Below are 15,306 nucleotides of genomic sequence, written 5' to 3' on the forward strand. Positions count from 1 at the left end.
TTTATGGGTTATTTCCTGTCCGTTGTCGGTCGTTGTGCCCGTAACGGATTGTTTATGATGAACTGGCAAAGTTCGTCGAACAACTCCCGGTCGGCCTCGTCGTCCGAAGCGTGGAGGTCGTAGAACCCGTTGGTGCCGTGGTAATATGCGAACGGCCGTTTGCCGTAGATGTTGCGTCGTTTGGCGTAGTCGATGTAGTCGCGCAGCCGCTTGCGGAATGTTCCGCTGCCTTCGCGTGCGTTGAGCAGCGTGGGCTCGAACTCTATTTCCATGCCGATGCCCAGGCTGTCGATCTGTCTGCAAACCTCATCCATGTCGTTCTGCGGCTTCCAGTAATAGTTGGGTTGCAGGTAGACCTGGTCGAACCCGAACTGCTGCCATACGTCGTACCCGCGCGAGCCGTAATAGGGTATCCAGTTGAACGTATAATCCAGCTTGTGGAGGTAATCGGCGATATGCGGAAGCATGATGTCCGAGCGGGTCAGGTGGTAGCTGTACTGTGTGTCCACCGGCCGGGTGACGATCTCGCGCAGCCAGTAGAATCCCGCCAGCTCGATATGTTCGTAGCTGCCCCGGGCGAACCGCTCCCGTACCCGGTCGATATACCATTTGCAGGCGGCTATGCGGTCTTCATTCCTGTTGAAATCCAGTTGCCGCCCGTCCAATGCTCCCCAATAGGTCGTACTCGACGTCGTGTCGATATAGTGCCGGTGAATCACCGGGTCGGGAAGTACCATGATGACCTTGCGCTTCTGCGGGGCTTTGCCCAACCGCGCGGCGGCCTCCTTCACGGCCTCTTCGAGGGCCTCGACCCCGTTGCCGTCCGTGAAATAATAGTCGATCAGCTCCTGCCATTGCGCCTTGCCGGCCGATTCGCCCTTGTCGCGCAGATGCCCCGTCTCGAAGGCGTAGAGTTCTGCGTCGGGACGGTTCGTGTCCTGGAATTCCAGGAAGATGAACCCGTCGAAGAGCCAGTGCTCCCCGCCCTCTTTATCGACATAGGTGACATAGGGCGCCAGCCGTTCCTTGTCCCACAGGAAAGGGGTGCGGTGGTGGCTGCCGCCGTAACATAACACGGCATCCGTGGGGGGCTGCAGGTTTCTGCGGTGCTGCCCCTGCGGGTACATGGTTCGGGAACAACTGCCCGCGAGAAGCAAGGATCCTGCGGCCGTTGCGAACGGAATGATATTTTTCAGGAATTTGAGCATCGTAGTCGGTAAGTCGTAATTCGTAAAATTAAAATTAATCCCGTTGTGAAAGGGAGTGAACTCACAACGGGATTAATTATTCGACATCTATCGTTAGAATCCCAGACCCTGTACGTCGCCCAGCTTGCAGCGCCCGTTCATATAGTCGCCCGTCGCATCGAGACGCTCGACATTGACGATCACGAATTTCAGGTAGCGGCCTGCAATTGTCTTCTGGACAGGGTAATCGTAGATCAACCGCGGGTCGGTCTTGTCGGTACCGCAGTTCACCCATTCATAGGCACGCTTGCCGCTTGCCACGAGGTTCCATTGGGTGCCGGCGCCGGAGTACTCTTCGGCGGTATAGATCTGATAGTTCAGCGCATTCCCCTGGTAGTTGTAGCTGTCGCTGATACGGAATTTGGTAAATACCTGTCGCTGTCCCATGTCTGCGACGAATACCATCGGGAACGTATTGGGGGTATTCCAGAAAGGAATCCACTCATCGGAGAACGAGCCGTCGAACAACCGTTCGGCCGTGTAGATGGCCACGCTCCATGCAGGGGGCAGCGGGTCGTAGGCATAACCGATGCCGTTGCCTTCCAGGACAGTCCACGGGCCCTTGACTTCCTTGTCCATCGTGAAGGGGACATACATGACCTCGGTCGTGACGGTGATCCCGTCCAGCGACGTGGAGGTGATGCGTACCGGCACGAGCAGGTCGCCCACGATATCGAGGTTGCTGCCCGTAAAGAGCTTGTCGGAATTGATCTTGCCCGAGAACTTGGCCGCAGTCTCGCCCGCAGCGATCTGCGAGCTGGTGGCGTCAAGCGTGGCGAACCCGTCGGGCGCAGCCAGGTAGTTCGTCCCGTTGGCCTGGTTGTAGGCGTCCACGAGGCTGTTGTCGATCGTGTAGTTCACCGTCAGATCCATTGTCGAGATGGCATTGTCGAGCACGATGTTGCCGTCGAACGAGATCACCTCGTGCGTAGCGGTGGGATGGAACGATGCCGCCAGCTCCCTCTCCATGCCGATCGAGGCGCGTTTGGGATTGATGATCTTCACATTGCGGTTTGCATCGACGGCCAGCGCGTCGTTGGCGACGGTGAGTTCGAGCGGAATCGCATACTCCGTACCCTCGCCCAGGGCGAAGATGGCTGCGTCGTCCCACGTAACCTCGACGAATTTACGGGTGTCGCCGTCCGAAAAGCCGACCGTCGAAGAAGAGAGTTTGTAGCAATTCGCCGGCAGCACCGCATAGTTGGTGCCGTTGGCCGTGTTGTATTCGGCCAGGGCAGTTTCCGAAACACTGAGGAGCGCTTTGGCACTCTGTTGTCCCTTGCCGTTCTTCAATATTGCCAATTCATATTTTCCATTATAAACCGATACGCCGGCATATTGCTCCTCATTGACAAATGAAATCGTATCGTCTACCATGAAGTTGTTGCGATTGTCCTCGCAGCCGGCCAGGGCGGCCGAAGCAAACAGTCCTGCAAGCAACAGTTTCCACATATTTATTTTCATAGGTTCGAGCATTTATTAATGTCCGTAATTCTGGGTCATGTTGGTCATTTCGGCCATCTGTGTCGCATTGATAGGATGGAGGTAATCCTTGTCGCGGAAAACGGCGGGCGAACCGACGTAGTCGTTGGACACGCGTTCGTAAGACTCTTCGTACGTGGTGGCGCTTACGTGCAGCGTCCAGTTCTCGCTCGGGTATTCCTTCTTGGCGATCATCCAGCGGCAGGCGTCGTAGTGGCGCATCGCTTCCAGTCCGAACTCTACCATGCGCTCCTTCTGGATGCACCAGCGGAGCAGCTCCTGGTTGCCGCGGATCTCGGGATAGGCCTCCTGGATCTTATTCAGGCCCACCCGTTCGCGCACCTTGTTCAGGTATTCGAGCGCTGCGGCTTCGTCGCGCTGGGGCTTTTCGTTGCAGGCCTCGGCATAGTTGAGGTAGATCTCCGCCAGGCGGAACGCCGGGTAAACCGTTTTCATCGTGGTATAGTCGGTAGCCTCGCGCAACGATTTGTTGGTTTCGTAAAGACGGCGCCATACATAACCTACGCGGGTGATACCGCCGCCTTCACCTGCATTCCACTTATTGGTGCAGGCGTCATTGTTGTAGCAGGTGAACTTGATGTTCTCCGTCTTGTTGGGCCACCAGAAGCCGTTGGGCACCAGGCAGGCATAATAACGGGGATCACGGTTGATACAGCTGTTATGGGCCTTGATGCCGTCGCCCCAGTCGATACCGGGCTGCTTGTACCCATCGGTGAATCCGGTCGCCTGATAACCCGATTGCGGATCGACGATGGGTTTCGACATGTCGTTCTCACCCTGGTAGCCTGTCACGGGATAGCGTCCGGTCGTGTACATCGGATAGCTGTCGACCAGCTTCAGCGAAGGCTGGATACCGCCGTAACCCTGGTAAACGGCGCCCGAAGCACCCGTCATGCCCGGCATGGCGCATGCCAGCAGACCGCCCGTGCCGCCCAGCCACGAATAACTGCCCGAGCGGCTCCACCATCCCCAGATGGTCTCCTTGTTCCAGGGCTTCAGCCTTACGCCCTGATAAGAGGACATGTAACGCGTGAATTCGTCGGTCTGTTCCGTGTCCTTATAGAGATCGTATAAGCCCGTTTCTGCCAGTTCGATGACATCCCAGGCTGCCTGTGCGGCTGCTTCCCATTTGGTTTCATCCTTGCTCTGCGGGAAGAGGAATTCACCGCGTATGTTCTGCATCTGGCCTTTGTAAAGGTCGCACCCGTTATATAACGGCGATGCGGCATAAAGCAGTATGCGCGATTTCAATGCCAGGGCTGCACCGCGCGTAACACGGCCGGCCCACTGCTTGCCGTCGATACCGATGTCGTCGGTGCGTACCGGCAGGTCGTTCTTGATCGCGTCGAGCTCCCCGACCATGAAGTCGATGTTCTGCTGTACGGTGTGGCGGTCTACGGTCTTGCCGTCGATCGTCTCGTCGGCGATCTGGTCGCCCCAGATGAATACCGGGCCGTATTGGCGGAACAGCAGGAAATAGTAGTAGGCGCGCAGGAAACGGGCTTCGGCCTTCATGTATGCGAGGGTCGCCGGGGTGTCTTCCTTGTCGAGGTCGATATATTTCAGGAAGATGGAGCACTGGTTGATGCCGATGTAGTAATCCGGCCAGTAATTGAAGTTGGTCGTGGCGCTGCTGTAGTTGCCGGTTCTGAACTGGGTGTAGTAGACCCACTGGTACCACGAGAACAACGACTCGTCCGCACGTCCTACCGTCCAGCCGTGCATGCCTACGACCTCTTCCTCCTGGGGAATGTAGGAGTAAAGGTGGCTCAGGTATTTCTGGACTTCCGTTTTCTGCCGGAAAATATCCTCGATCTTGGCCTGGTCGTCCAGTTCCACGTCGAAGAACGACTCGCAGGAGGACAGCGTAAAGGCCAGTAACAGGGCGGTTGCGAATATTCGTATTTTTTTCATTGCTTATCCTTTTTTAGAAGTTGACATTTGCACCGATTGCAAAGGTACGTATGAGGGGGTATACATTACCGTAATTTGCATTTACCTCGGGATCCCAGAGTTTGAAATCGCTGAATGTAACCAGGTTCTTTCCCTGGATATAGAACCTGATCTTGGACAGGCCCCATTTCTTGGTCATGCTTTCGGGGAGCGTATAGCCGATCTCCGCATCTTTCAGACGCATGAAGCTCATGTCGCGCTGCCAGTAGGTCGAAAGTTGCTGGTTGTTGTCCACCTTGTTGAGCGACAGGCGGGGGTAGGGGGCGTTGGGATTCTGGTTGTCGAGCGTCCAGCGGTTCTTTGCCACATCTTCGAAGATCTGTCCCATGCGGAGGATCGTCGACGAAGCGCCGAAGAGGTTCTGGCCCTGGATGATGCGGGTCACGTGGCCCACGCCCGAGAAGAATACCGATACGTCGATGCCTTTCCATTTGACGCTGGCGCCGAAACCGTAGTTGATCTCCGGTACGAGCGTATAGCCGATGGCCACCTTGTCGAAGGTGTTGACCACGCCGTCGCCGTTGACGTCGCGGTACTTGATGTCACCCGGGCGCACGGTGCCGAAATCCTGCTTGGGCCAGTTGGCGATGTCCTCTTCCGACTCGAACAGGCCTTCGGCGATCAGGCCGAACTGCTGGTTGTTGGCAAAGCCGGCGAGGTTCTGGTATTTCCAGATCTGGTCGGGTTTGTCGTCGTAGAGTTTCTTGTTGCGGTTGTAGGTGAAGTTACCGCGTGCCGATATGCTGAAATCCTTGTTGAAGCTGTGGTCGAATTCGAGCGACATGTCGAAACCCTGGTTCTTCATGCGGCCGAGGTTGACCCACTGCGCCGTTTTCGTGCCGACCACCGACGGGGTGGATTCGCGCTGGATGAAGATGCCTTCGCGTTTCTCATAGAAGTAGTCCGCCTGGATCTTGATCTTGTTGAACAGCCCCAGCTCGATACCGACGTCGGCCTTCGTCGCCTCTTCCCAGGCAACGTCCGGGTTGCCGTACTCGCCGGTCGAATAGCCGGGCAGGTTGGTCTGTCCCAGGTCGCCGAAAGTGAACCCGCCGGCATTGGTGTTCATGGTCGTATTGTAGGCGAAACGGCGGCTGCCGCCGATCTCGTCGTTACCGATCTTACCGTACGAGGCGCGGATTTTCAGGATGTTGACCTTGTCGCGCAGCGGCTCCCAGAATTTTTCGTTGCTGATCATGTATCCTACGGCGTACGAGGGGAAGAAGCCGTAGCGCTTGCCGGGGGCGAAGTTCTCTGAACCGTTGTAACCGAAGTTGAACTCGGCGAAATACTTGTCGCGGAAGGCGTAGGTGAAACGCCCGGCGATACCCATGTTCTTAGTCGGGTAGGCGTCGATGTAATTGACGGGCCTGTTTTTGGATTTGCTGCGTACCGAGTAGAGGAACATGCCGCTTACGCGGTGGTCTTCCGCGAAGAGGCGCTCATAGATAAGCGAGCCCTCGAAATTGATGGCCGTCGTACCCGACGAGTCCGATGTCGCGAGGCGCATGTAGTTGCTGCCGTTGGGGTTGGCAGCGGTCAGCATCAGTTCGCCGTTTTCGTCGCGCCCGGTGGCATAGTAGGTCACGGGGGACATTGCGCGCTCCAGGAGGGTTGCGTTCTGTGCATCCCATGCGAATTTTACATTGGCTTTCAGGCCGGGGGTGATGATGTCCGAGAAATCCTGCGTCAGCGACAGCAGGGACTGCGCCACCATGGTGTTGTAGCGCCGGTATCCGGTGTTGTTCAGCATGTTGTAGGGGTTGACCGAGCCCGACTCCTGCGGGATTGCCAGCATGCCGTTCGAAAATACGGTCGGCGTAGCCACGGGGGTAACGTACATCGTGTAGGCGTACAGGTCGTTCGTGGTCGTGCAGGGAGCGTTTTTGGTCGTATACTGCGTGGAGAGCGAAAGGCCCAGCTGCGTCGACTTGGTAATGTCGATGTCGATGTTCGAGCGGAAGCTGTACTTGTTGAAGTTCATCTGGGCATTGTAACGGTCGTTGTCAGCGACATTGAACATACCGCCTTCCGTGTAGTAGGATGCCGAAACGTAGTAACGGATTTTCGGGGAGCCGCCCGTGACGCTCGCGTGTACGCGGCCGGTCATGGCCAAGTCCTTGAAGATGGTGTTGACCCAGTCGACGTTCGGATAGAGGTCGGGGTCGCGGCCGCTCAGGTACATCTGGCGGGCGTAGTCCGAAATCGGCATCTCGGTGCTGCCGCTGTCGCGGTAGAGTTCGTTGTAGTAGTCGATCCACTGCGAAGCGTTCGCCAGCTCGGGCAGCTGGACAGGCTGCGTAATGCCGAATTCGGCCTTGACGCGGATCTGGGGCGCCGTCATTTCGGTGCCTCGTTTGGTGGTGATCAGGATGATGCCGTTCGCACCGCGCACACCGTAGAGGGCGGTCGCCGTTGCGTCCTTCAGGATGGAGAACGTGGCGATGTCGTCCGCGTCGACAAAGTCCATGTCGCGCTCGATACCGTCGACGAGCACCAGCGGGGTGGTTTTGGCACCGAACGTACTCTGTCCGCGGATCCAGAACTCGGCGCTCGATCCGGGTTCGCCCGTACGCTGCATCACGACGATACCCGCCAGTTTGCCGGCGAGGTTCGAGGAGAGCGAGCCGCTTGCCACTTCCAGTTCGCCGGCGTCGATGGTGTTGATGGCGCCGATGATACTCTCCTTGCGCTGTTTACCGTATGCGACTACGGTTACTGCCTCCAGTTCGGAAACCTTGCGCACCAGCTCGGTCACGATGTTGGTCTTCGTTCCGACGGGAATGCTCTGGGTTTCATAACCCAGGTACGAAATCTCGATTACATCGGTCGGCTTTACGTCGATCGAGAAGGTACCGTCATTACCCGTGATGACACCGCGGGTACTGCCCTTGACGATCACGGTGGCTCCCGGTACACCCGCCTTGGTCTCGTCCAGGACGCGTCCGGTCATCTTGACGTTCCCCCCCCCTTGCGGGGCGGTAACAGACGATTCCAGGCTGCTTGCGGAATACACAAATTCGGGATTTGCGCTCAATTCCGTAACCGATATAAGCCCCAGTATCAACACGAATGACCGGAGCATTATTTTACAAAAGAGCTTTTGTATAGTCATTGTCATATTTCCTCATTTATAATTACTTAATGTAGATTTGTACGGTTCGGGCGTCGGTCGGGCGCCGCGGGCCCGTACGTGTTGGATTGATCCTTGCTTGGCTAGAAGCACTTTGGATTAGTGTTTTTCAGGAAGTCAATAGTTCGGGTCTCGTCTGTTTTACCATAGGCACGTTTTAGTTTTTAGGTATGGTGAATAATTAGTCGGTTGTATAATTCGTCTGCCGATATGGCCGTCAATGCCGAAAGAACTTGATATACGACAACATACGGCCTGTGTGGTACTTTTTTTTCTGTGAAATTCAGTTAAAAGTATTCATTATCCGGTAACAAATATAACAATAAAATTATTATCATTACTATTTTTGATAAGTTTTTTTACTTTAAAGGGGTGCGGTACGATTTGCATGTCCTTGGGTTTGTGTGTATAATATGTTGATTTTCAATATATTGTTGGTGTTTTTAGGGCTGTGAAATATTTGTGAAAAAGTAATGTCCTTTTTATCAGCTACTTGGCTTTGGGCTAACGGATTAAGACGGTCTTGGCTGTTAAAATTGTGTAATACAATATCTTATATTTTTATGTTTCATCTCTTCTCGAATCATTCCTGCCGGGAAATAGTTGCCTCCCCTGATTTTTGCCGCTTCAATGATTCGAAAAGTTTTTTACTGTTTTTGGGTTTGTAAGTAAAATATTTTTGCTTATTTTTGCCCTGTAAACTTTCGGGCTTACCGGCTAACAGGGTATACCTATGTATATTATATTTGCCGTTTATGCCCGCATCCGGCTACGCCGGCCGCACCGCATGGAACTGCGCTGAGTTGAAAATTCAATAAAATACCCGGAATAAATGATGATTAAAAATTGTTGTATGCTGGTGGCGGGCCTCCTGCTACACACGCAAATATTCGCACAGGATAAAACGGCCGCAAGCCGTACCGGCGAAGACTACACCCTGTCGAACGGTGCGGTCGAGGCCGTTTTCAGCGGGAGCGGAAGCTTCGACATCGAGAAACTGGTGCTCAACGGGAAACAGGTCGTCGGGGCAGGCAAGAACGAAACGCCGTGGATCCTGATATACAAAGGTTCCCAGGGAGAAAACCCGGAGTTGAAACCCGAACATGCCGTTTACCGCGGGGTGCAAGTCCGCGATGACGCCCGGGCCAAAACTTTGGTGTTCACGTGGGAGCTGACGTTGGACTACTCGCCGGTGAAATATCCCGTGCGGATGTACGTGACGCTTCCCGACGGCGGCGAGCTGCTGCAATGGAACATAGAGGCCGACCTGCCCGCCGGGTGGCTGGTCACGGATCTGAAATTCCCCAATGTCGTGATCGAACGCCCCGAAGACGGCAGGATCATCACCACCGAAGGCTGGGGCGTCGAGAAGCCGCTCGACATCGCCACGTTCGAAGCCCGTTACCCGTCGCATGCCTCCGCCATGCAGTTCCTCGTGGTACACAATGCCGAGGGTGCGTTCTATTACGGGACGGAAGACCGCCGCGGTTGCGGAAAGACCTATTCGGCGCAGTGTACGCCGACGACGGTTGCGTTCTGCGATGCCATCCCCGCCTCGGCCGGATGGATCGCGGACGGGACGTTCCGCCTGCCGTGGGTCTCGGTCACGGGTTTCACGCCGAAGGGTTGGGAAGATGCCGTTGTCAGGTGGTACCGTCCGTTTACCTTCACGACCGAATGGGGCAGCAAGCCGCTCGCCTCGCGCAATATCCCGCAGTGGTGTTACGATGCCGACGCGTGGGTGCGTGCCAAGCATGTGACCGACCAGACGTACGATGCCGTCCGGCGTGCTGCCCGGTATTTCGGGCAAGGGCTGGGTGTGCACTGGTATTTCTGGCATCATTACCCCTACGATACCCACTATCCCGATTACCTGCCCGCACAGGAGCGTTTCGCAGGGATGGTGCGTGACGCCCAGCTTCTGGGGGCGCGTGTGACGCCTTATATCAACGGCCGGCTCTGGGATCCGGCGGCCGACAGCTATAAGCGCGACCGCGGTTACGACGCGTCGTGCCGTAAACCCGACGGTTCGCTCTATACCGAGATTTACCCCACGTCGAAAGTCCTCAATACGGTGACCTGCCCCTCGACGGATATCTGGCACCGGAAGATCATCGGACTGGTGGACAGCCTGCAACACGCGATCGGGGTGAACGGAATCTATATCGACCAGATCGCTGCGGCGGCGCCCGAACCCTGTTGGAACGAGGCGCACGGCCATCCGGTCGGGGGCGGCGATTTCTGGTACGACGGCTATCGCAGGCTTATCGGCGAGATCCGTGCGCACCACCTGCTCGAGGACAGGATCCTGACCAGCGAGGAGAATGCCGAGTGCTATATCGACCTGTTCGACATGCTGCTGGTCGTCAATACGCCCCATGAGGAGGACAACTGCATCATCCGGCCGGTGTTCCCGATGGTCTATTCCGACCGTGCCGTCACCAGCGCCTTCACCTATACGCCGAGCGAGGCGGATAAGATGTCGCTGGGCGATTTCCGTTACGAACTGGCGAAGGCGTTGTTGTGGGGTTCGCAGATCGGGTGGGTCGACCCCATCCCGCTGATGTCGGAACAGGCCGTCAGCGAGGCGCGTTTCATGAAGACGCTCATGGATTTCCGCCGCAGCCTGCACGATGTCGTGTACGGCGGCCTCTTCATCCGCGAGCTCACCCCGGCGGGCGACAACCCCATCGTGAAGATCCCCGGGTTCGGCGATGACGCGTCGGTGCTGGCCGCCGAGTGGCGGAAGCCGGACGGCCGCAAGGTCTATATCGTTGTCAATATGGATGAAAAAAAACATAAGGTTTCGTTACCCGGCGTGGATAAGCCCTTCGATGTGGCGGGTGCGTCCTGCAAGCGTATCGATTTGTAACGGGTAACGATGTCCGGGCAGGGCCCGGACAGGTTGGGTAGGAGAGGGTGCCCGGCGTAACGCACGCCGGGCACCCTTGTTTTGCGAGGGGGGCTTGCCCGCCGGAATCCGCGTGATCGGCCGCAACCGCATCGTCTTCGCAAGGAGTATATCCCTGTCTGCGGGAATTACAGGCAGCCGTTCTGCGATTTCCTCTCCGCCCGTTCTCCGATGCCCCAAGGCGAGAAATAATGAACCGCGGGTTTATTCCATGTAAGTCATGACGTTGCCGCTGATCTGCTGCAACGATATTTCGCAAACCTTCGTATTGTATTTCGCCGTGAGGATGCGCTCTTCGGCATCGAGCAGGCTCTTCTGCGCTTCGCGCATCTCGATGCCCGGCAAGTCGCCCAGCAGGTAACGCTCCATGGCGATCTCGTAGTTCTCCTTGGCGGCGATCAGGTTCTCTTTTTCCAATTGGATCACCTCGAGGTTATTGCGGTAGGCCTGCCAGAAGTTCGACAGGTTGGCACGCAGCGACTGCTCGAGCCTTTCGCGCGTGAGCTGCGCATTTTCCACGTCGATGCGGGCGTTGCGCTGCTCCCGGCGGCGGTTGCCGTCGAAGATCGTGATGCCGAGTTTCACCCCGGCGTTCAGTCCCAGCGTCCCGCGCGACTGGGTCGTCCCGTTCCCGAAACGGTTGTAGGTGTAGCCGTATCCCGTCGTCAGGTTCAGATAGGGGTAGTTGCGCGCCTGCACGGTCTTCAGGTCGAGTTCGGCCAGCACATTGTCATGCCCTGCCAGCAGCAGAGAGGCATTCGTGTCGAGCGTCTGTGCCAGCAGCTCCTCCCATTTGAGCTCGCCGTTGACCTCGATCACCGAGTCGCGGATACAGAGCATTTCGTTGACGTCCTTGTTGGCCAGCAGTTCGTTGATGCGGATGCGCGAAGCCGAAACCAGCTCCTGCTGGGACATATATTTCGAACTGTCGGCATTGAAGTCCACGCGTGCCTGCAACAGGTCGAGGCGCGAGAAATTGCCGACGCTGACCCGCGCTTCGGTGATGCGCAGCCGCTCGCGCGAAAGCGCCACGGCATAGCGGAAATTCTGCAGGCGCAGCGTTTGCTGGACGTAATTGTAGTATTCGGCCGTCAGGCTGGCTACGAAGTCCTCGATCGTGATGCGGGTGCGGACAGTGCCCATCTCCTGCATCTCTTTGAGCTTTTTGTAGTTGGTACGGATGCGGAATCCGTCGAAAATCGTCCAGTTGAGGTTGATCCCGGCGTTGAACGTCTGGTCGTAGATGCCGTTGTCCGACCATGCGTCCCCTTCGCGCGGTGTGGTGCGCTCGTTGTCCAGCGCCCCCGAATAACCCGCCTCGAAGTCGATCGTCGGCACCATGCCGGCATTTGCCGCCGTGGCATTGTTGTCGCTGATGCGCTCCTCATTGCGCACGATGCGTATGTCGTAGTTGTTTTCCAACCCTATTTCCAGGCACTTGCGGAGGGTCAGCTCCTCCTGTGCCGCCGCCGTTGCGAAAATCCCCGCGGCCAGGGCCGATAAAATCACTCGTTTCATTGGGCTTCCTTATTTCTGTTTCTTACTCCGGTCTGTCGATACGTAGCTGTATATTGCCGGGACGATGTAGAGCGTCAGCAGGGTGGATACCACCATACCGCCCACTACGGCGATACCCATGGCGATACGTCCGTTGGCACCTTCGCCCGTGGCGACGGTCAGCGGCAGCAGGCCGAGTATGGTCGAGGCGCTCGTCATCAGGATCGGGCGCAGGCGTTGCAGCGAGGCTTCCTCGATGGCGTGCAGTTTGTCGATTCCCGCTTCCTGCTTCTGGTTGGCGAACTCCACGATGAGGATGCCGTTCTTGGCCACCAGGCCGATGAGCATGATGATGCCGATCTGGCTGAAGATGTTCATCGTCTGCCCGTTGGCGGCCATGAATACCAGTGCCCCCGCAATGGCCAGCGGCACGGTGAGCATGATGACCAACGGGTCTTTGAAGCTCTCGAATTGCGCCGCGAGGATCAGGTAGATCAGCAGGATGGCCAGCAGGAAGGCGAACATCAGGCTCGACGAACTTTCACGGAACTCCTTCGAGTCGCCGGCCAGCGCCGTGCGGAAATCGTCGCCGAGCGTTTCGGCGGCGATGCGATCCATCTCGTCGAGCCCCTGCCCGATGGTCTTGCCCTTCGCCAGCCCGGCCGATACGGTCGCCGAGAGGAACCGGTTGTAGTGGTACAATTGCGGCGGGGCGACGTTCTCTTCCAGTGCGATCAGGTTGTCCAGCTGGATCATCTCGCCCTTGTCGCTGCGTACGTAGATCGACCGCAGGTCGGCGGGCTTGTTGCGTTGCTGGCGGTTGATTTCGGCCAGTATCTCGTATTGCTTGCCGTTCATGTAGAAGTAGCCCATACGCTGGCCGCTGAGCCCGTACTGGAGCGTCTGGGCGATGTCGCGCGTCGAGACGCCCAGCAGGTTCGACTTGTCGCGGTTGATGATGATGCGCGCCTCGGGCTTGCTGAATTTCAGGTCGACGTCGGCCATCTGGAACACGGGGCTTTCGTAGACCTTGCGCATGAATTCGGGCAGCACCTCCTGCAACCGTTCGATGCCGGTGGCCTGCAGGACGTACTGCACGGGCATGTTGCCGCGGCGGCCGCCGAAGGTGCTCTGCTGCTGCACGAAGGCGCGGGCCTTGGTCTTGGTACGTACGGCCGCCGAAAGCTCCTCGGCGATCTCCATCTGCGAGCGTTTGCGGGTCGAGATGTCGGTCAGGGCGATCCGGACGTTACCCGAGCCGCTCGATACGCGCGCCGTGACCGACTGGGCCTCGGGTACGAGCGAATCGACCAGGCGGTTGATATCCTCGGTGTAGTCGCGCAGGTATTCGTAGGTGGCGCCTTCCGACCCGCGGGTGTTGATCGAAATCTGCGAGCGGTCTTCGAGCGGCGCCATTTCCGCCGGGATGGCCCGCCACAGCCAGCCGATCAGTCCGATCATCAGGGCAATGAGCGGCAATGCCAGCCAGCGCCGCCGCAGGAACCCGGCCAGCGTGCGCTGGTAAAAGTTGTTCATTCCCACGAAGAAGGGTTCGGTCTTGCTGTAAAACCAGCTTTTGCGCTCCTGCCGCACCAACAGTTTGGTCGCCAGCATCGGGGTGATGGTCAGCGCAGCGAAGGTCGAGATGACCACCGCGCCCGAGATCACCATGCTGAATTCGCGGAACAGGCGGCCGGTCATGCCTTCCATGAAGACGATCGGGAAGAACACGGCGATCAGCGTGACCGACGTCGAGATGACGGCGAAGAAGATCTCCTTGGCGCCTTCGATGCCGGCCTCCTTGGGCGTCATGCCGCGTTCGATGCGGATGTAGATGTTCTCGGTCATCACGATGGCATCGTCGACCACCAGCCCGACCGAGAGCACCACGGCCAGCATCGACAGCACGTTGATCGAGAACCCGGCGACGTACATCAGGAAGAACGTGCCGATGAGCGAGACCGGGATCACGATGCACGGGATGAGCGTCACGCGCCAGTTGCGCAGGAAGAGGAAGATGATGATGATGACCAGGATGAAGGCCTCGTAGACGGTCTGTCGCACCTCGTCGATCGAGGCGCGGATGAAGCGCGTGTTGTCGAACCCGTAGGAGGTCACCACGTCGTCCGGCAGGTCTTTCTTCATCGTCTCCATGCGCTGGTAAACCGCATCGGCGATGTCGATGTGGTTGGCTCCCGGCTGGGGGATCACCACGACGCCCACCATCGGGATGCCGTTCATCTTCATGTAGCTGCGCGTATCCTGGGGGCCCAGTTCGGCGCGTCCCACGTCGCTCAGGCGGATGATGCGGTTGGAGGCTTCGCGTACGACCAGGTCGTTGAACTCCTGCGTGGTGTGCATCAGCCCCATCGTGCGGATCGTCAGCTCGGTGGTGTTGCCTTCGATGCTGCCCGAGGGAAGCTCTACGTTTTCGCGGTCGAGGGCGTTCTTGATGTCCACGGGCGTAATGCCGTATCCGGCCATCTTGGCCGGGTCGAGCCACAGGCGCATCGAGTAGCGTTTCTCACCCCATATCTGCACGCCGCTGACGTTGTTGATCGTCTGCAGCTGCTCCTTGACCGTCAGGTCGGCGATCTCGCTCAGTTCCAGCAGCGAACGTTTGTCGCTCTGGATGGTTACCATCAGGATCGGCGTGGCGTCGGCATCGGCTTTGGTGACCGTCGGAGGGTCGCAGTCGCGGGGCAGGTAGCGCTGGGCGCGCGACACTTTGTCGCGCACGTCGTTGGCCGCGGTTTCCAGGTCTACCGAGAGTTCGAATTCGACCGTGATGCGGCTCTGTCCCTGGCTGCTGACGCTCGACATCGAGCGGATGCCCGGGATGCCGTTTATGTTCTGTTCGAGCGGCTCGGTGATCTGGTTCTCGATCACATCGGCATTGGCTCCCGGATAGGAGCACGTCACCGAGATGATGGGGTTGTCGACACTCGGGTATTCGCGTACGCCGAGGTAGCTGTACCCGATGAAACCGAATAGCAGGATGATGATCGTCAGCACCGATGCCATTACCGGCCGCCGGATGCTCAGTTCGGAAATATTCATGC

7 protein-coding genes are annotated in these 15,306 nt (G+C 57.6%); 1 reads left to right on the forward strand and 6 read right to left on the reverse strand.

The genetic code is table 11. From position 1 onward, the window contains the following. Nucleotides 1-8 precede the first annotated feature (8 nt). From NQ559_RS08220 to NQ559_RS08235, 4 genes are all read right to left on the reverse strand, one after another. The gene (locus NQ559_RS08220; protein WP_018696218.1) at nucleotides 9-1,208 is read right to left on the reverse strand and encodes a DUF4855 domain-containing protein; all 1,200 of its coding nucleotides are present in this window, start codon (nucleotides 1,206-1,208) and stop codon (nucleotides 9-11) included. Nucleotides 1,209-1,301: 93 nt separating this feature from the next. After that, nucleotides 1,302-2,711, reverse strand: a complete 1,410-nt coding sequence (locus tag NQ559_RS08225; RefSeq protein ID WP_162608911.1) for a BT_3987 domain-containing protein — start codon at nucleotides 2,709-2,711, stop codon at nucleotides 1,302-1,304. 15 nt (nucleotides 2,712-2,726) lie between these two features. Then, complete coding sequence (locus NQ559_RS08230; RefSeq protein ID WP_018696216.1) at nucleotides 2,727-4,664, reverse strand: RagB/SusD family nutrient uptake outer membrane protein; 1,938 nt, start codon at nucleotides 4,662-4,664, stop codon at nucleotides 2,727-2,729. Nucleotides 4,665-4,677: 13 nt separating this feature from the next. Beyond that, entirely contained in the window at nucleotides 4,678-7,656 is a 2,979-nt protein-coding gene (locus tag NQ559_RS08235; protein ID WP_052011091.1) for a SusC/RagA family TonB-linked outer membrane protein, read from the reverse strand. A gap of 1,012 nt (nucleotides 7,657-8,668) precedes the next feature. On the opposite strand from NQ559_RS08235, the gene NQ559_RS08240 reads away from it, so the two are divergent. Next, the gene (locus NQ559_RS08240) at nucleotides 8,669-10,708 is read left to right on the forward strand and encodes a DUF6259 domain-containing protein (protein ID WP_026318430.1); all 2,040 of its coding nucleotides are present in this window, start codon (nucleotides 8,669-8,671) and stop codon (nucleotides 10,706-10,708) included. 243 nt (nucleotides 10,709-10,951) lie between these two features. Here NQ559_RS08240 and NQ559_RS08245 read toward each other — a convergent pair whose 3' ends face one another. Continuing rightward, on the reverse strand, nucleotides 10,952-12,265 hold the full coding sequence (locus tag NQ559_RS08245) for a TolC family protein (protein ID WP_018696213.1): 1,314 nt from the start codon (nucleotides 12,263-12,265) through the stop codon (nucleotides 10,952-10,954). Nucleotides 12,266-12,274: 9 nt separating this feature from the next. After that, complete coding sequence (locus NQ559_RS08250) at nucleotides 12,275-15,304, reverse strand: efflux RND transporter permease subunit (protein ID WP_018696212.1); 3,030 nt, start codon at nucleotides 15,302-15,304, stop codon at nucleotides 12,275-12,277. Nucleotides 15,305-15,306: the final 2 nt, after the last annotated feature.

It is taken from the genome of Alistipes onderdonkii, assembly GCF_025145285.1.
Classification (GTDB): Bacteria; Bacteroidota; Bacteroidia; order Bacteroidales; family Rikenellaceae; genus Alistipes; species Alistipes onderdonkii.

Bases quoted from the DNA above. Each gene is read 5' to 3' on its own strand.
- NQ559_RS08240 (WP_026318430.1), top strand. From the start codon at position 8,669: ATGATGATTAAAAATTGTTGTATGCTGGTGGCGGGCCTCCTGCTACAC.
- NQ559_RS08250 (WP_018696212.1), bottom strand. From the start codon at position 15,304: ATGAATATTTCCGAACTGAGCATCCGGCGGCCGGTAATGGCATCGGTG.
- NQ559_RS08230 (WP_018696216.1), bottom strand. From the start codon at position 4,664: ATGAAAAAAATACGAATATTCGCAACCGCCCTGTTACTGGCCTTTACG.
- NQ559_RS08220 (WP_018696218.1), bottom strand. From the start codon at position 1,208: ATGCTCAAATTCCTGAAAAATATCATTCCGTTCGCAACGGCCGCAGGA.
- NQ559_RS08245 (WP_018696213.1), bottom strand. From the start codon at position 12,265: ATGAAACGAGTGATTTTATCGGCCCTGGCCGCGGGGATTTTCGCAACG.
- NQ559_RS08235 (WP_052011091.1), bottom strand. From the start codon at position 7,656: ATGACCGGACGCGTCCTGGACGAGACCAAGGCGGGTGTACCGGGAGCC.
- NQ559_RS08225 (WP_162608911.1), bottom strand. From the start codon at position 2,711: ATGAAAATAAATATGTGGAAACTGTTGCTTGCAGGACTGTTTGCTTCG.